This is a genomic window from Edaphobacter bradus, assembly GCF_025685645.1.
GTDB classification, from domain to species: Bacteria; Acidobacteriota; Terriglobia; order Terriglobales; family Acidobacteriaceae; genus Edaphobacter; species Edaphobacter bradus.
Genome location: NZ_JAGSYF010000001.1, coordinates 744,345 through 765,908, shown reverse-complemented (window position 1 = coordinate 765,908; position 21,564 = coordinate 744,345). Strand labels below are relative to the sequence as shown.

The 21,564-nt window shown below is 59.4% G+C and carries 19 protein-coding genes; 8 read left to right on the top strand and 11 right to left on the bottom strand.

The features are described from left to right. Positions 1-8 precede the first annotated feature (8 nt). From shc to OHL16_RS03180, 5 genes are all read right to left on the bottom strand, one after another. Positions 9-2,039, bottom strand: coding sequence for a squalene--hopene cyclase (gene shc, locus OHL16_RS03200; RefSeq protein ID WP_263365617.1), 2,031 nt, complete (start codon positions 2,037-2,039; stop codon positions 9-11). Between the two features lie 31 nt (positions 2,040-2,070). After that, the gene (locus tag OHL16_RS03195; RefSeq protein WP_263365616.1) at positions 2,071-3,081 is read right to left on the bottom strand and encodes a 4-hydroxy-3-methylbut-2-enyl diphosphate reductase; all 1,011 of its coding nucleotides are present in this window, start codon (positions 3,079-3,081) and stop codon (positions 2,071-2,073) included. A gap of 383 nt (positions 3,082-3,464) precedes the next feature. Then, entirely contained in the window at positions 3,465-5,156 is a 1,692-nt protein-coding gene (gene recN, locus OHL16_RS03190; RefSeq protein WP_263365615.1) for a DNA repair protein RecN, read from the bottom strand. A 55-nt stretch (positions 5,157-5,211) separates the two neighbouring features. Continuing rightward, positions 5,212-6,036: a hypothetical protein gene (locus OHL16_RS03185; protein ID WP_263365614.1), complete on the bottom strand. Its 825-nt coding sequence runs from the start codon at positions 6,034-6,036 to the stop codon at positions 5,212-5,214. A gap of 56 nt (positions 6,037-6,092) precedes the next feature. Next, positions 6,093-6,647 (bottom strand): hypothetical protein, encoded by a 555-nt coding sequence (locus OHL16_RS03180; protein ID WP_263365613.1) that lies wholly within the window; start codon positions 6,645-6,647, stop codon positions 6,093-6,095. Between the two features lie 198 nt (positions 6,648-6,845). Here OHL16_RS03180 and OHL16_RS03175 point away from each other — a divergent pair, with 198 nt between their 5' ends. The 6 genes from OHL16_RS03175 to OHL16_RS03150 all read left to right on the top strand — a co-directional run bounded on the left by OHL16_RS03175 (position 6,846) and on the right by OHL16_RS03150 (position 12,438). After that, positions 6,846-7,646 carry a MotA/TolQ/ExbB proton channel family protein gene (locus OHL16_RS03175; RefSeq protein ID WP_263365612.1) on the top strand — a complete coding sequence of 267 codons (801 nt, stop codon included), beginning with the start codon at positions 6,846-6,848 and terminating at the stop codon, positions 7,644-7,646. A 2-nt stretch (positions 7,647-7,648) separates the two neighbouring features. Beyond that, complete coding sequence (locus tag OHL16_RS03170) at positions 7,649-8,065, top strand: ExbD/TolR family protein (protein ID WP_263365611.1); 417 nt, start codon at positions 7,649-7,651, stop codon at positions 8,063-8,065. Between the two features lie 16 nt (positions 8,066-8,081). Further along, positions 8,082-8,879: a TonB family protein gene (locus tag OHL16_RS03165; RefSeq protein WP_263365610.1), complete on the top strand. Its 798-nt coding sequence runs from the start codon at positions 8,082-8,084 to the stop codon at positions 8,877-8,879. A 118-nt stretch (positions 8,880-8,997) separates the two neighbouring features. Beyond that, positions 8,998-10,395, top strand: a complete 1,398-nt coding sequence (locus tag OHL16_RS03160) for a translocation protein TolB (protein ID WP_263365609.1) — start codon at positions 8,998-9,000, stop codon at positions 10,393-10,395. Between the two features lie 97 nt (positions 10,396-10,492). Further along, entirely contained in the window at positions 10,493-11,254 is a 762-nt protein-coding gene (locus tag OHL16_RS03155) for an OmpA family protein (protein ID WP_263365608.1), read from the top strand. A gap of 197 nt (positions 11,255-11,451) precedes the next feature. Then, positions 11,452-12,438 carry a tetratricopeptide repeat protein gene (locus OHL16_RS03150; RefSeq protein ID WP_263365607.1) on the top strand — a complete coding sequence of 329 codons (987 nt, stop codon included), beginning with the start codon at positions 11,452-11,454 and terminating at the stop codon, positions 12,436-12,438. 276 nt (positions 12,439-12,714) lie between these two features. Here the strand turns inward: OHL16_RS03150 and OHL16_RS03145 are convergent, their stop codons facing one another. Beyond that, positions 12,715-13,104 (bottom strand): hypothetical protein, encoded by a 390-nt coding sequence (locus OHL16_RS03145; protein ID WP_263365606.1) that lies wholly within the window; start codon positions 13,102-13,104, stop codon positions 12,715-12,717. 557 nt (positions 13,105-13,661) lie between these two features. Then, on the bottom strand, positions 13,662-14,708 hold the full coding sequence (locus tag OHL16_RS03140; RefSeq protein WP_263365605.1) for a dihydrodipicolinate synthase family protein: 1,047 nt from the start codon (positions 14,706-14,708) through the stop codon (positions 13,662-13,664). Positions 14,709-14,846: 138 nt separating this feature from the next. Between OHL16_RS03140 and OHL16_RS03135 the strand changes: the two genes are divergently transcribed. Continuing rightward, on the top strand, positions 14,847-15,335 hold the full coding sequence (locus OHL16_RS03135) for a hypothetical protein (RefSeq protein WP_263365604.1): 489 nt from the start codon (positions 14,847-14,849) through the stop codon (positions 15,333-15,335). On the opposite strand, the gene carB is transcribed toward OHL16_RS03135, so the two are convergent. From carB to OHL16_RS03115, 4 genes are all read right to left on the bottom strand, one after another. Then, positions 15,332-18,616, bottom strand: coding sequence for a carbamoyl-phosphate synthase large subunit (gene carB / locus OHL16_RS03130; protein ID WP_263365603.1), 3,285 nt, complete (start codon positions 18,614-18,616; stop codon positions 15,332-15,334). The genes OHL16_RS03135 and carB overlap by 4 nt on opposite strands. Positions 18,617-18,708: 92 nt before the next feature. Next, the gene (gene carA / locus OHL16_RS03125; protein ID WP_263365602.1) at positions 18,709-19,845 is read right to left on the bottom strand and encodes a glutamine-hydrolyzing carbamoyl-phosphate synthase small subunit; all 1,137 of its coding nucleotides are present in this window, start codon (positions 19,843-19,845) and stop codon (positions 18,709-18,711) included. Positions 19,846-19,975: 130 nt separating this feature from the next. After that, complete coding sequence (locus tag OHL16_RS03120) at positions 19,976-20,101, bottom strand: hypothetical protein (RefSeq protein ID WP_263365601.1); 126 nt, start codon at positions 20,099-20,101, stop codon at positions 19,976-19,978. A 54-nt stretch (positions 20,102-20,155) separates the two neighbouring features. After that, positions 20,156-20,536: a Rieske (2Fe-2S) protein gene (locus OHL16_RS03115; RefSeq protein WP_263365600.1), complete on the bottom strand. Its 381-nt coding sequence runs from the start codon at positions 20,534-20,536 to the stop codon at positions 20,156-20,158. A 95-nt stretch (positions 20,537-20,631) separates the two neighbouring features. Between OHL16_RS03115 and OHL16_RS03110 the strand changes: the two genes are divergently transcribed. Continuing rightward, the gene (locus tag OHL16_RS03110; RefSeq protein ID WP_263365599.1) at positions 20,632-21,549 is read left to right on the top strand and encodes an alpha/beta hydrolase; all 918 of its coding nucleotides are present in this window, start codon (positions 20,632-20,634) and stop codon (positions 21,547-21,549) included. Positions 21,550-21,564: the final 15 nt, after the last annotated feature.

Genomic DNA, 21,564 nt, shown 5'->3' with positions numbered 1-21,564 from the left:
ATCCGTGGCTACGCTGCTTCTTCCTCGCCCCGCTCCATAGCGCGCCGGTACGTCGTCAGCGCTAGCAGCGGGAAGTACTGCTTGTACAGGTGATACCCAAGATAAAAGACGCGCGGGAACCCCGTTCCGGTGTAATAACTCTCACCGTTGCGTCCCGGAACCAGTTCATCCCAGCTCCCATCCTCATGCTGCCGCTCGATTAGCCAGCGAACTCCCTTTGCCACCGAATCCGACCGCGTATCGCCAGCCGCCAGCAGCCCAAGTACTGCCCATGCTGTCTGCGAAGGTGTGCTCGGCCCGATGCCACGCTGGTTGGGATCGTCGTACGTCCCGCACGTCTCACCCCAGCCGCCATCGGCGTTCTGCACCATGCGAATCCACTCCGCTGCCTGCTGCACTGCCGGCTCGTGGTTCCAGAAGCCCATCGCCTCCAGCCCACGCAGCACCAGGAATGTGCCGTAGAGGTAGTTCACACCCCAGCGCCCGAACCAGCTGCCGTCCGGCTCCTGCTCCTTCAGGATGAACTGGATCGCCTTTTCGACTCGCGGATCGCTCCGCGTAACCCCATACAGCGCCAGCATCTCCAGCATCCGGCCTGTGATGTCCACCGTCGGCGGATCAAGCATCGCGTTGTGGTCGGCAAACGGGATGTACTGGAAGATCATCTTCGTATTGTCTTTATCGAAGCTCGCCCAGCCGCCGTTCTTGCACTGCATCGCCCATATCCAGTTGATAGCGCGCTGGCAGACCTCGTATTGGTAGCGCTCGCGCGGATTTTCCACAGCGTTCAGCGCCATCAGAACCTGCCCGGTATCATCAACATCCGGGTAAAACTCATTGTTGAACTCGAAGTACCATCCTCCAGGCTCAACATTCTTGACCTTCTCGGCCCAGTCACCCCTCTGCCGGACCTCCTTCGACAGGATCCAGTCCGCGGCCTTCAGCATCCGCGGATCGTCCCGGCTCACGCCAGCTTCGCCCAGCGCATACATCGCCTGTGCCGTGTCCCACACCGGCGGAAAGCACGGCTGCATCCGGAACGTCGGCACAGGGTAGTCCTCGGTACCCTCCGGGCAGTCGATTCCCAGCTTCTCAAACTCATCCATCGCCCGGATCATCTGCGGGTCGTCAAGCGAGTAGTCAAGGCACCGCAGCGCGACGATCGAGTTCAGCATCGCCGGGTAGATCGCACCCAGGCCATCGGACTTCTCAAACCGCTCCAGCATCCATTCCTTCGCCTTCCGAATAGCAATCTTGCGCAGCGGACGAATATGTACCCGCTCGAACAAGTGCGTCATCCGATCGAAGAAGAGGAAGAAGTTCCGCCAGCTGATCAGGCTCTTCCTGTCCCACCGCAGATGCAGATTCGAGTTCTTGCGCCCCCCGACAAACAGCTCCTCGATCCCCTGCTCCGGAGCCAGCTTTTTAAACGGCTTCTTGGCATAGATGATCGACAGCGGCACCAGAATCCCGCGCGACCACGAAGATATCTCGTAGATGTTGAAGTAAAACCAGTTCGGAAACAGAACGATCTCCGGCGGAATCGCAGGCACCGCGTCGTAGTCGTACTGGCCCATTGCGCAGAGATAGATCTTCGTGAAGGTATTGCACTCCACCACGCCACCCTGAGCAAGCACACACTCGCGCGCCTTCACCATCAGCGGATGGTTCTTCGACCAGCCCATCAGCTTCAGCGCCAGGTACGCCTTCACGCCGTAGTTGACATTCGATGGCCCACCCGGATACAGGCTCCACCCTCCGTCCTCATTCTGATGACGGAGAATCTCATTCATGGCGCGCTGCATCCTGCCCGGCTCACCGGTTCCCAGGAGCGTGTGCATGAAGATGTAATCGGCCTCGAGCATCACGTCGGCCTCGAGCTCGCCGCACCAGTACCCGTCTGGATGTTGCTGATCGAACAGCCACGATTTCGCCCGCTCCAAACCGTCGATCACACGGTCCAGACCGAGATCCAAGCGCCCAAAGCGCGGCTGCGCGGGCTCAGTGGCTCTCAGCGGATTCTTAAAAGATTGACTCATTTACAGCTAACTCTCTCGATCGCCGCGCTGCCTACCGGGCCACCGGAGGAGCGGACGCAATGGCTTGGACGATCTCCGGCGGAAGGCCGAAGCGTACGTTTTCGGGCATCACTTCTACTTCATCAACAGAGTCGTAACCCTTGGCCTGCAAATACGCGACGACATCCTGCACCAGAACCTCCGGCGCGGACGCACCAGCCGTCACCGCTACCGTATCGGCCCCATTCAGCCACAGGGGCTGAATGTCCTCCGCCTTGTCGATCAAAAACGAGTTCGTCCCGAGGTTTTGGGAAACCTCAACCAATCGGTTCGAGTTCGAGCTGTTCCGCGAACCCACCACCAGTACAACATCAGCGCCATGCGCCACATTCTTCACCGCCGTCTGGCGGTTCTCCGTCGCATAGCAGATGTCCTGCGCGTGCGGACCCACAATATTGGGAAACTTCTTTTTCAGCGCATTGATCATGTACTTCGCTTCATCCAGCGAAAGCGTCGTCTGCGTCAGGTACGCCACCTTGTTCGGGTCCGGCACCACCAACGCCTCGACCTCAGCCACAGTCGAAACCACCTGCGTCACATCCGGGGCCTCACCCTGCGTTCCCTCGACCTCTTCGTGATCGCGATGCCCCACCAGCACCAGCGAATACCCTTGCTTGGCGAACTTGATCGCCTCCACGTGGACCTTTGTCACCAGCGGGCAGGTCGCATCCACCACCTTCAGACCGCGTTCCTTCGCGCGCTCACGCACCGCCGGCGAGACGCCATGCGCCGAGTAGATAACCCGCGCTCCCTCAGGAACTTCATCCAACTCATTGACGAAGATTGCGCCCTTCTTCGACAAGTCATTGACCACATAACTGTTATGCACAATCTCCTTGCGCACATAGATCGGCGCGCCAAATGTCTCCAGCGCAATACGCACGATATCGATTGCACGCACCACACCGGCGCAGAAGCCACGGGGCTTGAGAAGAAGAACTCGTTTTGTCTTGGAAGAGGTGTTCGCGCCGGTTACGGCTGCCTGGTCAAGAGTCGTCGTCACCTGTTTAGTATACAGCGTTTACGGTTTCATTAACCCAAAAACGGAACCATCCATGGTGCGTCCTTCCAGACAGCATTATCTCCCTAAGTAGCTGAACCTAAACGCAGAATCGCTACGCGCCCTGATGGCACAGGAAATACCTGCCATCGCCCACAACTTCATCTTCACTCCGCTTTAGTGGGCACAATCCGCATGGCCACACTGGCAACGCAGCGTCATAAACTTCTTCGAATCCTCACACTGGATTGAGCAGTACTTGCTGCCCGGCGCTGCCATGCAGTTACAGCCGTCCTTGGCGCACTTCTGAGGAACCGCAGCCATAGCGTTGGACCTCCCATAGCCCTGCACAGTCGGATGCCTCCCAATCGTGCAAAGATGTGCGGTCAGCGGCTGCTTTCGATCAACTGCTCCGCGTGCCTAAGACTTGTCTCTGTCAGCTTCGCCCCGCTCAGCATCCGGGCAATCTCCTGCGTCCGCTCGGCCTCTTCCATCACCCGGACATCCGTCTGCGTCCGCCCGCGCTTCTCAGTCTTCTCAATCAGCAGATGCTGGTCGCCAAACGCAGCAATCTGCGGCAGATGCGTAATGCACAACACCTGCTGTCCCTTCGAAAGCGTCTTCAGCTTTCTCCCCACGGCCTCAGCCGCTCGCCCACCAATCCCAATATCGATCTCATCAAACACCAGCGTCCGCGGCAGCGGAGTCTTCTTCTTCCTCCCACCCCCAGCGACGCCTTCCTCCACCGTCACCTTCAGCGCCAGCATCACCCGCGACATCTCGCCGCCCGAGGCAATCTCATGCAGCGGCTTCACCGGCTCCCCCGCATTCGTCGCAATCAGGCACTCCACCTCGTCCCATCCATGCGCCGCCCAGCGCTCGAGTGCCTTTTCCGCCTTCACTCGCACATGAAACTTCACATTCATGGCCAGATCATTGATCTGCGCAACGGCCAGCTTCTCCAGCCGCTTGGCTGCGTCAGCACGCGCGGCCGTCAACGCCGCCGCTGCCGTCTCATACGCCGCTGCGTCCTTCTCTTGCTTCGCCTTCAGTTCAACCAGCAGCGCATCGCGGTTCTCCACCTCGGCCAGCTTCTGCGAAGCCTCCGTGCCAAACGCCATCACCTCCGCCAACGTCTGCCCATACTTTCGCTTCAGTCGATCCAGCGTTGCCAACCGGTCCTCGATCTCCTCCAGTCTCCCCGGAGAGGCGTTGATCGTGTCCGCGAAGTCCCTGACTCCCGCGTCGACATCCTCCACAATCGCCTTGGCCGCGGCCAACTGCTGCGCCGGCTCCGCAAACCGCGCGTCGAACCGCGCCAACTCCTCCACATGCTTCAGCGCCGCCCCCAGCGTCGTCTCGGCTGAGCTTTCGCTCTCATACAGCAGCTCATGCGCACTCATCGCCGCCGTAAAGAGCCTCTCCGAGTTGCCGAGCACGCGCTTCTCGGCCTCAAGCTGCACGTCCTCGTCTTCGGAGCTCAACCCGGCCTGCTCGATCTCCCTGCTCTGAAACCGCCACAGGTCAGCCATCCGCAGCCGGTCCTGCTCAGCCGACTGCAACTCCTCCAGCCTGTCCGTCGTCGCGCGCCAGGCGGCAAACGCCGCCGCAACTGCATCCGTCGCAATCGCACCGAACCGGTCCAACAACCCTCTCTGCTGCGCCTGGTCGAACGAGCTCAGCGTCTCGCTCTGCGCATGCACCAGCGCCAGCTCCGGAGCCAGTTGCCGCAGCACTCCCACCGTCGCCGGCTGATTGTTCACAAACACCCGTCCCTTGCCGTTGGCCAGAATTTCGCGCCGCAGCAAAACCTGCTCTTCCTCAACGTCGATTCCATTCGCCTCAAGGATCTCCCCCGCGCCCGGCGTCATCTCGAAGACACACCCCACAACCGCCTTCTCCGCGCCATGCCGCACGACATCAGAAGAGGCCTTCCCTCCCAGCAGGAGCACCAGCGCATCGATCAGGATCGACTTCCCCGCGCCCGTCTCGCCCGTCAGAAGATTCAGTCCAGTCCCAAACGAAGCGACCGCACGATCGATCACAGCATAGTTTTCCGCGCGCAACTCCAGCAGCATCTTCAGGCCTCAGGCAACGATGTACCGCGAGAATAGCAAACCTGATGGATGTGAATCATTCTGAGGGATGTTGAGTGAATGGTTTGAAGCTGGCAGCCCACTCGTCCAGCGATGGCTCAGACAGATAGTCGATAGATTTGGAAGTCACCTCGAAGAGTGTGACTTTGTGCCGCATCCAGCCATCCCCGATTCTGCTGCCGCTGCTTGCAATAATTACAGGCTTTGAATCGTCGCTCTGGACCAGGCGGATATCAAATCCCCCAGCCATTCCAGGTACAGGAAACCAGATCTTTGACTCTTTATGCTTCGCCATGGCTACCAAGTCGGGGAGCTTAAGTCCAGGGTCAGCATTGAACTCAATCATGCGTACCCGGATTAATCCGTGCAGCATTGCCTCTACAGCACGCAACGTGGCCCAGTTCTGATTCGATTCGTAATTTGGCACTGAATTCGATTTCGCTTCCACCAGCTCTTGAAGTATCGCTTTATTCTGTCCCCAGAATTGCACAAGCCGATTTACAGCATCAAATGCCGCAAAAATATTTTCCTTGTTCTGTTCTGTACTCCCAAAGTCCGAAATCAGTGGAACAGAAAGGCGAATTGAAGCGCTTTTGCTGGTTTGTACTGGTTCTAATCCTTCAGGGTTCGTACATCGAGCAAGCGCCCGCTCTAATTCTTCTTTTCTAGTATTGCTAAATGCGAAATCTACAGCAGCAAACCTGGGCTTGTGAACAATTACAACTCCCTTTGGCAGTTCTCTACTTCGAAAACAGAACCAGCTATCGTTGTACCAAGCATCTCGTGCGGCCTCCCACGTCAAAGCAGTTTTTGCGAAATAGCGTGCAGCCTCTTCCGCATAAAAATGGCGAAAGGCTGTCATCGTTGAATCGACATTCTGTACTCCGCTTGCCGCGAAGTGATCGAGTGCACGCCGGATTACATCACCCTTAAACTTGGATCTTTGGTCTTCTCGCCCTTTGAAAAATTTATCAATACTTTCCAAGGAAACACGTGCATCGAAGCCAGATGAAGAAGAGCTGTACTTCTCCGGCGCAACGAGGCAAGTCCAGAATTCATCCCAGTCTTTGCCACGCCCGTCTTCGCCCGGTCCCTGTAACGTTTTGCCTGCTCTCGTTGAAATCCTGCTTTGATCTTGTCTTCAATCAAAATTGCGACTCTACAAGGAGTAGGGTCTGAGGACCTGTAAATAACGAGAACATCGGATTCGCCGGCTGATGTCGTAACTGAGCGAGCAGAACGGCAGCCCCACTGCTCATTCGAAGCGGGAATAAGGAATTTTTCTCCTTTTTCATTAATGGCAACATTCGCAGAAGCAGTGCTGAGAAAGAACGTGAGGAATTCAGGGTTGCTCGCAAATTCTTCTTCGAGAAGAAAGTCGATGTGAGCTTCCTGTATTGGCGAATGTGCATTGAGTGTCGTCCCTGGGGTGCCAATATCTTCAATGAAAACTTCGGTCTGTGGCTCGTCCATCCGAAATCCTTTCGATTTTCGCGGAAAGGTTAGCACACACCCTTCCCCTTACCACATTTGTTTTCGTAAGCCTTCACTAACTGCTTGGGGGGGCGATTTTTGGGAATAAATACGTCCCCAGCATCAAGCCGGATGCTGCCTCCTTGTTTAGCTGCACCGCCCGAACGATTTACACTATCTGCAGGTGGATTAACAACTATGGTTTCTATCCTCGCCCTTGCACTGGCCTTCTTTCAGGACGACACAGCCGCAGCCCCTCCCCCGGCTCCCAGCAGCAGTGCTCTGGCTGAGATGATTCACAACAGCGGCCCCGTCGCCTTCACGGTGCTCGTCATCCTTCTCCTCTGCAGCATCTTCTCCTGGGCCATCATGTTCTCCAAGTGGTCCAGCTTCTCGAGGGCGCACACTCAGGGCCTGCGCTTCATCCGCGCCTTCCGAAAATCCAGCCGCCTGAGCGAGATTGCCGCCGTCGCCGATCAGTTCAAGCCCAGTCCGCTCGTCGCTGTCTTCAACGAGATCCACGACGAGTACCAGCGCCAGAACAGTGGCCGCGGACTCCCGCGCAACCCCGTCGCCCTCGAGCGCGCCGCCCAGACCGCAGCCTCCGAAGCCCTCACCGCCATGGAGAGCCGCATGACCTGGCTCGCCACCATTGCTGCCATCGCTCCCTTTATCGGCCTATTCGGAACCGTCATGGGAATCATCGACGCCTTCCACGGCCTCGGCCAGGCAGGCTCCGCCACGCTACGCGCCGTCGCCCCCGGAATCTCCGAAGCCCTCATCACCACCGCCGCCGGCCTCGCCGTCGCCATCCCCGCCGTCGTCGGCTACAACCAGCTCACCGCCCGCCTCCGCGAATTCGCCGCGCGCATGGACGACTTCGGCCGCGAGCTCCTCAACGCCATCGAGAACGCCGCCATGCTGACCCCGCCGCAACAGCCTCAGCCGCCCGCGGCCACTTACGCTCCCATTGAAGAACCCCGCCGGAGGAGCTTCTAGCGATGGCCTTCTCCTCCAAAGGACACACCCAGACCACGCTCGCCGAGATCAACATCACACCTCTCGTCGACGTCGTCCTCGTGCTCCTGCTCATCTTCATGCTGACGGCTCCTGTCCTGCAGTCCGGCATCGACGTCGCCATTCCCAAGACGCGGTCCGTCAATCAAGTCACCGAAGAGCGCATGGTCGTCACCATCGACAAGGAGCAGAACGTCTTTCTCCAGGACAAACCTGTCAACGTGAACCAGCTCCCCAGCATCCTCAAAAGCACTGGCAAAGGCGACCCCGCCAAACGCGTCATCTATCTCCGCGCCGACGAGCGCGTTCCCTTCGGGGCCTTCGCCTCCGTCATGGACGCCGTCAAGCTGGCCGGCATCACCAACATCAGCATCGTCACCCGGCCCATCGAGAATAAGTAGCGAAATCCTCTGAACCATGGCCTCCTCGCTCAAACTCAGCCCCCACGGCGACTCCTACGACGACCACTTCGGCGGCTCGTTCGCCGGCAGCCTCATCCTCCACGCTGCCGTCACCGGAGCCATCATCGGCCTCGCCTGGTTTCACCTCCGCGGCGCCCAGTGGGGCGAGCAGGCCTCCACCGCCGGAGCCATCCAGGCCACCATGGTCGCCTCCATTCCGCTGCCTCCGAAGCAGCGTGATCTCGACACAGGAGTTCTCACCTCCGAAGCCCCGAGCCCCGCGCCCATCACGGCCAAAGAGAAGACCGAGCCGCCACCCAAGCCCGACGAAGTCCCCATCCCCGAAAAAATCACCAAACCCATCAAGCCGGCTGAGAAGCCCACGCCAGCGCCACCCAAGCACCCGCAGCCAGCGCCTGAGCAGCCCACCAAGGCCACCACCGGCGAGACCGCAGGCATCCGCATCCCGCAGGCCACTATGGAGCTCAAAAACGGCACCGCCAGTGTAGCCGTGCAGGACCGCGCCTTCGGCTCGCGCTTCGCCTACTACGTCAACATCGTCAACCGCGCCGTCGCTCAGAACTGGTACACCCAGGAGGCCGACCCCCGCGCCTCAGCCGGCAAGAGCGTCACCGTCCTCTTCGACATCAACCGCGACGGCACGCCCTCCAACCCGCGCATCGAGACTCGCAGCGGCTCACCCTCGCTCGACCAGTCCGCCCTCCGCGCCGTACAGCGCGTCGAAGGCTTCGGCCCTCTGCCCGCTGGCAGCCAGATCACCGTCGAATACACCTTCCACTACACACAACCGTAGGCGCAATCAAACACGCCATCCTCTGGGCGATAACCGGCAACCTCGTATCACTCTTGATTCTCAAGGAGCCTGCTTTCGAGTAACCTCTGGCACGCACTTTGCGTCTACCATGTAAGAGATGACATTTCATCCGCTTCGACCTCACACTGCTTCTCCAGTACGGCAACCAAGTCTATTGCTCGCAGCGCTGACCATCCTGTTTGTCGCAAGCACGGCTCTCCATGCGCAGGACTGGTTCAAGACTGAGACCTCCACCGGCGTAGCCAACATTCGCATCGCCGTCGCAGACTTCAAAGCGACCCTCGCTGACCCGCAGACCACCCCGCTCAAGCGCACCTTCGACACCACCCTCTACAACGACCTCGCCACCGCAGGCATCTTCGACATCGTCTCCAAGAGCCTCCTCCCGCAATTGACGCCAGGTGCACCCGCTGAGATTAACCTCACGCAGTGGTCTAACGCGCCGGCCTCTGCCGCCATGGTTGCCTTCGGTGCCTTCAGCGTTCAGAACAATCGCGCCGTCGTCAGCGGCTTCCTCTTCGACGCCAAGAACACCCAGTACCCCCAGGTCCTCGCCAAGCAGTACAACGAGGACGCCACCGAAGACTCCGCCCGCCAGATCGCCCACCGCTTCGCCGACGAGATCATCTTCCGCCTCGGCGGTGGCATCCCCGGCATCGCCGAGACCAAGATCTACTACGTCAAAATCGTGGGCAACGGCGACAAGGAGATCTGGGAGATGGATTACGACGGCGCCAACCAGCATCCCGTCACCCACCTCGGAACCGTCTCCATCTCACCCCGCGTCTCGCCCGACAACACACGTCTCGCCTTCTCCTCCCTCGGCCGCGACGGATTCCAGATCCGCATGTACTCACTGGTCCTCAGCCGCATGGTCGCCTTCCCCTCGGTTGGCGGGACCAATCTCTCCCCAGCCTGGTCGCCTGACGGCCGCAACCTGGCCTTCTCCTCCTCACGTAGCGGAGACCCCGAGATATGGATCGGCGACGCCAACGGCGGCGGCTCCCATCGCGTCACCAGCTTTCGTGGCCCTGACGTCTCGCCCGTCTTCAATCCCAAGACCGGCGCGCAACTCGCCTGGATCAGCGGCCGCTCCGGTCTTCCTCAGCTCTACATGATGGACACCGACGGCTCTGCCGTAAGCCGGCTCACCGACACCGGCTACGCCACCTCGCCCTCATGGTCGCCCAACGGCCAGTTCATCACCTTCGCCTGGGACCGCAAATACGGTCCCGGAGCCCCCGGCGGGCAGGACATCTACGTCATCGAAGTCGCGGCCGGCTCCAGCGGCGCCCACCGCTGGATTCAGATAACCCACGACTCCGGCCGCTGCGACTTCCCGTCATGGTCCCCCGATGGCCGCCACATCGTCTACGCAAACTCAGCCGACGGCAAAGCCGCCCACACCCGCATCTGGACAATGCTTGCCGATGGCACACAGCGCCGTCCGCTCACGAGTCCCGGAGCCGATATGCCAAACTGGAGTTGGAAGTAATCTTTGCTCTTTGTCGTATTGTCCTGCTGCGATAATCAACGCAGTTCCACCTTGGTCAATTTGGAAGTCCCACAGCCCCTAGGAGAGAGAAGTTTCAATGAGCGCAATACAGATCACGTTCCGCAGAGTCCTTACGTTGGCAGCAACCGCAATCATGATCAGTGCTGTCGTTGGTTGTCACAAGAAGGCAAGCGGAGTTAACCCCAACAGCCTTGGTCCGGCGCCCACCCCTGCTCCCGCTCCTACGGCAACCATCACGGCTGACCCCGCGGCCATCGACCTCGGCCAGTCTGTAGTTCTCAACTGGCGCACCGACAACGCAACCGTCGTCACCATCGACGGCATCGGCGAAGTTCCCGCCAACGGAACCCAGACAGTAACCCCGTCCAACTCGACCAACTTCCATCTCACCGCCAAAGGCGACAGCGGAACCACCGAGGCCAACGTCCGTGTCACCGTCCGCGTCCCTGTCGCGCCCACTCCGCCGCCGGCCAACGACGACATGGGCAGCGAGGCCGCTTTCCAGCAGAACGTGAAAGATATCTTCTACGACTACGACAGCTACGACCTGCGCCCCGAAGCTCACACCTCCGTCTCGCAAGCCGCTTCGTACCTCAATGCGCACCAGGCTATTAAGGTCGTGATCGGCGGCTACTGCGACGATCGCGGCTCGGCCGAGTACAACCTCGCCCTCGGCGAAAACCGCGCCAACTCGGCCCGTACCGCCCTGGTCAACGCCGGCGTCGCGGCCAGCCGCCTGCGCGTTATCTCCTACGGCAAGGAAAAGCAGTTCTGCACCGACGAGAATGAGAGCTGCTGGCAGAAGAACCGTCGTGCGCAGTTCTCGCTCGACCGCTAAGCTGCAGTAGCACTTGGCGCCTGTATTCTTTCACCAGCCCTCGCGTGGACCACTCGCGCGAGGGCTGAAGCATAATTAATCCGAAGGTCAATTGATCCGCAGATCATTCGCAAGACCATTCGCAAGATCACACCAACGACTCGGCCAAATACTCGGCAAACTACTCGGCCAAAATATCGAAAGACGAGCGCATCACCATGAGCCCTCACACATCCCGCTTCCTCCCGGCTGCTCCCATCCGCCTTGCCACTCTCGCTCTCGCGTCTGTGCTGCTCGCGCCTGCCACCGCAGCCCACGCCGTCAGCAAGGACATGGTCCAGCTCCAGACGCAGGTCCAGCAGCTTCAGGACGCCGTCGCGCGCCTCCAGCAGTCCAACGACGAGCGCATGGGCGTGCTCAAGGATCTCGTTCAGCAGAACGCTGACTCCGTGAACAAGATGTCCACTGCCGTCGGCGCTATCCAGAAGCAGCTCCAGGTCCAGCAGGACGCCCAGGGTACCAAGATCGACCAGATCGCGGGCCAGGTCCAGTCCCTCAACGACTCCCTCGACGAGATCAAGGCCCGCCTCAGCCGTCTCGAGAAGGTCATGCAGGAAATCCAGAACCAGCAGCAGAACATGCCCGCTCCGTCAGCCTCAGGCGCGGCTCCTGCTGACACCAGCGCGCCTCCTGCCGCAGCACCGGCACCCGCACCAGCCATGCCGCCCTCACGCAAGGGCAAGCCCTCGGCAGGCTCCCCCGTAGCCTCCAACGACGCCTCCACCCTGCCCCCCGCAGCCAACACCGCTCCCCCCGCAGACGATCTCTACAAGACCGCCCTCGGCGACTATATGGCTGCCAAGTACACCCTCGCCTCCTCAGAGTTCGGCGACGTCATCCGCTACTACCCTGACAATCCGCTAGCCGGCAACGCCTCCTACTACCAGGGCGAGATCGAGTATCGCAACGGCAAGTACGCGGCAGCCATCAAGAACTACGACATTGTTCTCGACCAATATCCGCAGAGCAACAAGGTTCCCGTCTCTCACCTCCACAAGGGCCAGGCCCTGCTCCAGCTCAAGCAGAACGACGCCGGCGTTCGAGAGCTCCGCACCCTCATCCAGCGCTTTCCAACCTCCCCTGAAGCCATGCAGGCCCGCAGCAAGCTGAACGGCATGGGCGTCCCCATCACCCCACACCACTAGTCACATCTAATGCAGCACAGATATTCGGGTGCCCCATCCTTCGCAGCCTCATCGCGGAGGGGGGAATGTACAGAATCAGACCGTAGAGAACGCTTTTAGCCTGTTCAAACGTGGGATCGTCGGCAACTATCACTAACTGAGCGCCGAGCATTTGGACAGGTATCTCGGGGAGTTTTGCTGGCGGTACAACCGCAGACGGATGCAGCCTTGGATGTTCGAGATGGTGCTAACGAATCTTGCTTCTAAAAAGCCTTTACCTTACAAAGACTTGACGTTCTAAGTGAAAATCCACTCGTTCGCAAATTCTGCTCTCTTTGCTCGACCTTCTGCCGTGAGCATATTGATAGCCGCATGAAGCCTCAATGCGTAAGGTTCGCCCATCGCACACCACAGGTCGTCAAAATCAAACGCGAGGTTTTGTGTGCCTGCTTCAACCTTGCGCCTGTCTGTCATTATCAAAACCATTTGGGCAACAGCTTTAGTTTCGATGTTCAGTCGGGCTTGTTCTAGTTCTAAAGTCAGTTTGTCGATCTGGACTTGTGACAGTTTGATATCGGTTTTTGACTTCCACAAACCCATCCCATACCCCACGAGTCCGCCGCTTACGGTACAGACAGATACGATGATTCCCCAATGAACGGTGAGAAACGTCCAGATTGCCAGCATGGACGTGGATTATAGCGTTCGGTCGGCTCTTGTCCATTCGTCTGGACAAAGTTCTTACCCCAGCAATCCCGGTGCTGACTTCTGTTTCTTCGGCTTTGGATTGGATTGCCTGATCCCGCTCAACTCGCGCAACTGTCGCGCTCTGAAGGATCTTCAATCGCGTGTAAATCGGATTGAACGGCAGACCAACTAAACCACTCAGAAGCGGTCGCGGGAATTGACGATACTGTGCATTGTCTGGGCACAATACGGGGGTTTCCTTTCCTAATTCAAAGGGATAATCATTGAAAACTCTGTCAAGCCCCCAAAGCACTTAACTCCAACAAAGTAAACAATATCCCCATGGCAGAGTAGTTCCTCTCAATTCGCTAAAATAGAACCAGACACAAAGAGAAGAGCCCCGGGGCAACCGGGGCTCTTCTCTTTGTGTCCATAAACCATTTACAAAGAATACTTTGCAGGCAGGACACCAATAACAACAATACTTTTCAAAACAAGTCCAGACTTAAACCATTATGATCGAAGACTTTGCACAAAAACGACCACGGCGGGGATGCTCAGTTCCGTATCCCGCCCATCAGCCGCTCCACAGCCTGACGCTCCGCTCCCGTCAGAGGCAGCAGCGGCAGACGCGGAGCGCCGCCGAAGTACCCATTCAGGTCCGAAGCATACCGGATCCCAGGAACGCCCAGCGCCTCCTCAATTCCGGCGACCGCTGCAGCCAGATGCTGCTGCTTCTCTTCGGCGAGCGGAAGGTCGCCATCCTTCCACGCCGCATAGACCTCGTAGCACGCCTGGGGAGCCGCCGCAGCGAACGCTGGCATTACTCCCGAGGCCCCAGCCTTGAGGCCGGCAAGCATCGCCGCCGTATTCGCTGCAAGAACCTGAAATCCGACTGTCTTCGAACGTGTCTTGATCGCGGGTTTCGGAGGAGCCACCGCAACCGCAGCCCTTCCCTCAGTCAGGGTCTCCGCCGAGACGAAGGTCGCAGCCCCCGCCTCAGCCTTCGCAACCTGCATCCGCCCCGTCACGGCAGTAAACACATGCGTCACAGTCACCTCGCGCTTCACGCCAGAGGTCGCCTTCACGATGGCTGCAACACGGCTCGCGTCGGCAGCCTCATCCATCAACCCAAGAACCTGAGGATGCCCCGCCAGCTCGGCCACCAACTCCACTGCCAGCGGACCACACTTCGTCGAATAGAGCACCACCGGAGCAGCCGCGCGATCGGCCACGGTCCTGAAGTATGTCAGCGTCTCGCTCGCTGCCTCAGCCGTCAGAATCGAAGGCCGCTTCACCAGAACGGCGTCGTACCCAAGACCGGCCGCCACGTCCGCCAACTCAAGCGTCGCAACAACGCTGGACCGCGAGACGCCCGCAAGCATCACCTTGGTCTCCACCGCCACTGCAATAGCAGCGCTCAGCGCCTCCTTGGTCTCTTCATCGGAGAGCATCGCAGCCTCTCCCGGCTCGCTCAGCACCACCAGCCCGGCGACCGGAGTCTTCGATGCGCGGTCAACATTGTGTTCCAGTTTGCGAAGATTCAGGCGGCCGTCTGGATAAAACGGCGTCGTAAGGGGGAGAAAGAGTCCTTCAAGCAGCATGCCTTCATTCTAAAAGCTTCGCCCCTCCTTTGACGCAGCAGAACCCAGGTCACTAAGAAGTGAACAGCATGACCCAAAAGACGTAACCCAGACTCTCGCGTAACGCAGCTCGATTCAGGTAACCTCGGCAGTAGAGCCATGAACCCGCAGCAAGACATCACGCAGGGCAAATCTCTCGGAGACCTCGGCCGCGAGGCCTTCTGGTTTCTCACCCACACGTTTCTGGCCGTCTTCTTCCTCGCCATCGTCGCGATAGGCGGCATGATGACGCACGTGGATTCCGACGCAGTCCAGCCGAAGCTGATCGGGACCGCGCTAGCCTTCCTCGTTCCGTTCATCGGAGGCTACCTCGTCGCGCGGATGCAGCAGAACATCGTCGCCCGCTACGTCTGGATCTCCGGCCTGGTAGTCTTCTCGATCGTCTGCGTCTGGGTGCTCGACCTGCCCACAGGCAACGGCCTCTGCGAGAACTGCGGCGCACTCGAGAAGCTCTGGCGCACTTTCTTCGACATCCAGCACGGCAGCGGACTGATGGCAGGTGACGGCCTGCTGGCCGGCACCTGGATCCCCCTCTGCATGATCAGCTACGCCATCGGAGCTTCCCTGGCGTTGGGCTCAGACAACTAGTCCTCAACCGCAACAGTTCGCGCCGCGTGCAACTCCTGCAGTGACAAGACGCTCAGGCTTCCCTGCTGCAGCGCTGAGATGCCCTCCGCCGCCGCCCGTGCCGCCGCCAGCGTCGTAATCGTAGGTATACGAGCCTGTACCGCCGCCCTTCGGATCGCCTTCTCATCGAAGAAAGTATCCTGCCCGTGCGGCGTGTTGACGATCAACTGAATCCGGTCGCCCTTGATCAGGTCCACGACGTTCGGTCGGCCTTCCTTCACCTTGTAGACGCGCTCCGGTTGCAGCCCCGCCTGCTCAAGCACCGCTGCCGTCCCATGGGTCGCCACGAGATGGAAGCCCATCTCGACGAACTGCCGGGCCAGCGAGACAGCGCCATCTTTGTCGTGATCGTTGACGCTCAGGAACATCGTTCCCTTCAGCGGAAGCACCTGCCCGGCCGCAAGTTGAGCCTTGGCAAAGGCTTCGCCAAAGTTGTCCGCCACGCCCATGACCTCGCCGGTCGATCGCATCTCCGGCCCAAGTACCGGGTCTACCCCCTGGAACTTGCCCCATGGGAAGACCGGCGATTTGACGAAGAAGTGCGTGCCTGTATCGAGGTCCGCACCAGAAGCGACCTGCGCGGGCAGCAGTTCCTTCAGCTTGCGACCCACCATGATCCGCGAGGCGATCTTGGCCAGAGGAATCCCGGTGGCCTTCGAGACATACGGAACCGTACGCGAGGCGCGCGGATTCACCTCAATGACGTACACCTTGCCGTGCTGGATGGCGAACTGGATATTCACCAACCCTCGCACATCGAGCGCCATGGCCAGCTTGCGCGTGTAGTCTCGGATCCTATCGAGCACATCCTTGCTCAGATCGACCGCAGGCAGCACGCACGACGAATCGCCCGAGTGGATGCCGGCTTCCTCGATGTGCTCCATGATGCCCGCGATAACGACATCATCGCCGTCGCACAACGCATCGACGTCCACCTCGGTCGCGTCTTCGAGAAAGTGGTCTATCAGTACCGGCCGCTCCTGCGAGTACTCGATCGCGGTGCTCATGTAACGGACAACTGCCTCGTCGTCATATGCAATCACCATGGCCCGGCCACCGAGCACGTACGAAGGCCGCACCAATACTGGATATCCAACACGATTGGCCCCTGCAACAGCCTCCTCGACGCTAGTCGCCATCGCGCCCTCAGGCTGCGGGATCTTGAGGTCCTCGATGAGCTTGCCGAAGCGTTTGCGGTCTTCGGCCAGGTCGATCGACTCCGGCGATGTCCCGATGATTGGCACGCCCGCCTTCTTCAGCGGCAGCGACAGATTCAGCGGAGTCTGGCCACCGAACTGCACAATCATCCCGATCTCAGCGCCCGAGGAGGCCTCGTGCTCATAGACCGCAAGCACATCTTCGAGCGTCAGCGGCTCAAAGTACAGCCGGTCGCTGGTGTCGTAGTCGGTCGAGACAGTCTCAGGATTGCAGTTGATCATGACGGTCTCGTAGCCATCTTCACGCAACGCAAAGGCCGCGTGGCAGCAGCAATAGTCGAACTCGATTCCCTGCCCGATGCGGTTAGGACCGCTGCCGAGAATCAGAACCTTCTTCTTCCCCGTCGGAGTGGCTTCATCCTCTTCCTCGTAGCAGCTGTAGAGGTAAGGCGTGAAGCTCTCAAACTCAGCTGCGCAGGTATCGACGAGCTTGTAGACCGGCTTGACGCCAAGCTTCATACGAAGCGCTCGAACGGCAGCTGTGCCCTCGGAGCCGGACAGGCCCCAGCTTGCTGCCAGTCGCTCGTCAGAGATTCCCATCCGCTTGGCACTCCGCAACTGGTCCGCGGTCACCGCTTCCATGTTCGTTGCGCCCACCGCCTTGATCTCGTCGGTAATCTGCTTGATCTGGTGCAGGAACCACGGGTCCATCGAGGTCAGACGTGCGATCTCGCGCACAGACATGCCGCGCTCAAAGGCGTAGCGGACATATGTCAGGCGATCCGGATGAGGAGTTACGAGGCGCTGCGTCAGTCTGCGTGGCTCGATGTCATCTGCAGTGGCCTTCTTCCCGGTCTCGAGCGAGCGAACTGCCTTCATCATCGATTCCTTGAAGGTGCGGCCAATCGCCATCACCTCGCCGACCGACTTCATCTGCGGCCCGAGCGTCTCGTCGGCGCCAGGGAACTTCTCAAACTGCCACTTGGGAATTTTGACGACGACGTAATCGATCGTCGGCTCGAAGCAGGCTGGCGTGGCCTTCGTGATGTCGTTCTGAATCTCATCCAGGGTGTAGCCGACAGCGAGACGGGCGGCGATCTTTGCGATGGGAAAGCCAGTTGCCTTCGAAGCCAGAGCGCTCGAACGCGAGACGCGCGGGTTCATCTCGATCACGGTCATGCGCCCGGTGATCGGGTTCACGGCGAACTGCACGTTGCTGCCACCGGTCTCGACGCCGATCTCGCGGATCACATTGATTGCGGCGTCGCGCATCACCTGGTACTCGCGGTCGGTCAGGGTCTGGGCCGGGGCTACGGTGATCGAGTCGCCCGTATGCACGCCCATCGGGTCGAAGTTCTCAATTGAGCAGATGATGATGACGTTGTCTTTGAGATCGCGCATCACCTCGAGCTCGTACTCCTTCCAGCCGAGCACGCTCTCCTCAATCAGGCACTCGTGCACTGGGCTGAGGTCCAGTCCACGCGACAGAATCTCTGTCATTTCCTCGCGGTTGTAAGCGATGCCGCCGCCCGAGCCACCTAGCGTGAAGCTCGGCCGAATCACCGCGGGAAAACCAATCTTTCCGGCGAACTCTAGCCCGGCGCTCACGTTGTTGACGAGCTGCGACTTCGGCATGTCGAGGCCGATCTTGTTCATCGCATCCTTAAACAGCAGACGGTCCTCGGCCTTCTTGATCGCCTCAAGCTTTGCGCCGATCAGTTCAACACCGTGCTTCTCAAGGAAGCCCGAGTCGGCAAGATCGACCGCGAGATTCAACGCTGTCTGTCCGCCCACCGTAGGAAGCAGCGCAAACTTGCCTGATCCCGCCGGCATCATCTCGGCCTCCAGCCGGATGATCTCTTCGAGATAGGCCGCGTTCAGCGGCTCGATGTAGGTACGGTCGGCCACCTCGGGATCGGTCATGATCGAAGCAGGGTTCGAGTTGACCAGAACAACCTCATAGCCCTCGGCCTGCAGCGCTTTGCACGCCTGCGTGCCGGAGTAGTCGAACTCCGCCGACTGCCCAATCACAATCGGCCCAGAGCCGATCACCAGAATCTTCTGAATGTCATTCCTGCGTGGCATGTTTCGTCTTTCTCGTTTTACAAACTCGCCGGCGTTTCAAAGGGCGCTCTACCGCCGCGCCCTTTGTACCTCGTGTCGAACTTAAGTCCCGCTTATTTCTTCCACTCTTCCATCATCTTGCGGAAGTCTTTGAAGAGATAGTGCGAGTCGTGTGGCCCAGGGCTCGCCTCCGGGTGGTACTGCACGCTGAACATTGGGTCTGTCTTATGCTTCAGCCCTGCCAGCGTCTGATCGTTCAGGTTAGTGTGTGTCTTCTCAACCGTCTTCTCATCCAGCGTCTCTGGATCGACGGCAAAGTTGTGGTTCTGTGCGGTGATCTCTACCTTGCCGGTCTGATGGTTCATGATCGGATGGTTGCCGCCGTGATGACCGAACTTCAGCTTGTAGGTCTTGCCACCGAGGGCGAGGCCGAAGATCTGATGCCCAAGGCAGATGCCGAACATCGGAGCCTTGCCCTGCAGCTTCTGAACGTTCTCAATCGCGTAGTCCAGCGGCTCAGGATCCCCGGGCCCATTCGAGAAGAACACTCCATCCGGATTTAACGCCAGGACCTCTTCAGCGGAAGTCCTTGCTGGAACGACGGTGACACGGCAGTTCTCGCGCGCCAGCATCCGCAGGATGTTCTCCTTGATGCCGAAGTCGTAGGCCACTACATGCAACTCTGCCTTGTCCTCCGCGGGCTTCAGCAGCAGGTCACCTGTCTGGTTCTTCGGCTCATTGGCGTCCCACTTGTACACCTCCTTGGTGCTTACGACGCTGGCGAGGTCGGTGCCCTCCATCTTCTTGATGGAGCGCGCCCGGGCGACCAGCGCATCGACGTCAAGGTTGTCGCCGCTGGCGATCACACCGCGCATCACGCCATTCGCGCGCAGATGCCGCACGATGGCACGAGTATCAACCTCGGCGATCACTGGGACGTTATACCGCTCGAGGTATTCGTCTGCCACCTGAGTCGAGCGCCAGTTGGAACTCACCGGCGAGAACTCACGAGTTACCAGTCCTTCGATATAGGGCCGCTTCGCCTCAGCGTCATGAGGAGTCGTGCCGTAGTTGCCAATGTGAGGGTTCGTAAGAACGACGATCTGTCCCGCGTACGAGGGATCGGTAAAGATCTCCTGGTAGCCGGTTAGAGAAGTGTTGAAGACCACTTCGCCAGAGCTCTCCGCTCTTGCGCCAAAGCTCTTGCCGCGAAAGATGCGCCCGTCTTCGAGCGCGAGTATTGCATGCATTGCCTCTCCGAGGAGTGGATTTAATAGATTCTATCAGCATCTGTTCTGCAACAGATTTCACTCCGGATTTGTACGCAACGAAAAGACCCGGCCAGAAGCCGGGTCTAACTGCAACAGAAAAAACTCTGGTCTACCGTGTGTGGTGGTGATGGGGGCGGTGGTGGTGGTGCCGGTGCTGTGCGGCGTTCGCTGGGACGGCGGAAACGGCCAGAACAGCAAGGGCGACAGTGGCAAGCAGGATTGTGCGAACCTTCATTGGATTCAAGCTCCTGAGACCAGCTCTTGTGACTTCAAATGCTTGTCTCGTAGATCAGATTACTGGCTTTCCATCGGCATCTTTGAAGGATTTCTCCTCGGGAACCTCCGCAGATGCTCCATGCTGCTCGATCTCGATCAACACATCAGCGCCGTCAACCCGGAGAGGAAAGACTCCGACCTGCTCATTGGGGGGATATTCCGCGATTCCGGTCTTTGCATTGAACATCCAGGAGTGCCAGGGACATACCACGGCTTCGCCCTCGATCCATCCCTGCCCCAGCGGTCCTCCGCGATGGGGACAGTGATTATCCAGCGCCGACAGGCTCCCATTCAGATTCGCGAGGCAGACAGCGACTCCCTCAACCTCTGCCTCGCTTACCATCCCTGGCTCTGGAGCTTCACTCAATCCACACAACCTAACCCAACGTGCCACACTCGCCCCTCGTATTCTTTTCTTTTAGGATACCGGCTGGCAGACTACCTCTCAGTGCAACCCCTGCCGGTGCTAAAGTTTCTACAGAATCTCTCATGCCTCGCCCCACCTCGAAGCTACCTGCTGCCCTCTCGCAGACCGAAGCCGTCAACCCTCTCTGGCTTCTTAGGGCCCTTGGGCTGGTCCTTGTTGCCGCCCTCCTCTGCAGCTATCTGGCGCTCTGCCTTCTCTTCCTCCAGGGCCAGTGGCAGATCGTGCTGCACCCTATCCACAGCGACGCCAAGCCCCCTGCTACACCCGAAGCCGTCCACTTTGGCCCGGATGAGTCAGCGATCCCACAATTGCTCGGGGTCTGGATGCCCGTAGCATCAGGAGCACGCTACGCCACTACGACGATTCTCTTTCTTCCGGGCGGAGATGGCTCACGTTCCGACTTCACCCCGACCCTTGAGGCTCTCCACCAGCTTGGGCTCAACGTCTTCGCCTTCGACTACCGCGGTTATGGCTTCAGCGCGAAGACCCACCCTAGCCAGAAGAAGATGTCCGAGGACGCCGAGTCGGCCTGGCGCTACCTCACCCTCTCACGCGCCATCCCCGCGGGCCAGATTGTTCCCTACGGTGCAGGCGTAGGCGCCTCCCTGGCGGCGCAACTGACGCTTGCCCATCCCGAGGTCCCAGCGCTGATTCTCGACTCCCCCTGCGCTGACCTGCTCAAGGTCGCCCGCTACGATCCACGTTCCGTGTTCATCCCCGTGCGGCTCCTCTTTCACGAGCGTTTTCCTCTCGCTGAACCGCTCTCCACGCTCCGCGCGCCGAAGCTTCTCATCACGACCGGCAAGTCATCTGCCGAGGCATTCCGCACCGCCTCAGATCCAAAGATCAGCGTCGAACTTCCTGCCGCGAATGGCGCTCTCTACGGTCAGGCCATCACTCGCTTTCTCGACCAATACCTGCCTCAAGCTCCCGACCAGATCGTGCCTAGCGCGGCACCCTTGCCAACAAACTCCCGCTGAAGCCGCTTCCCTCAG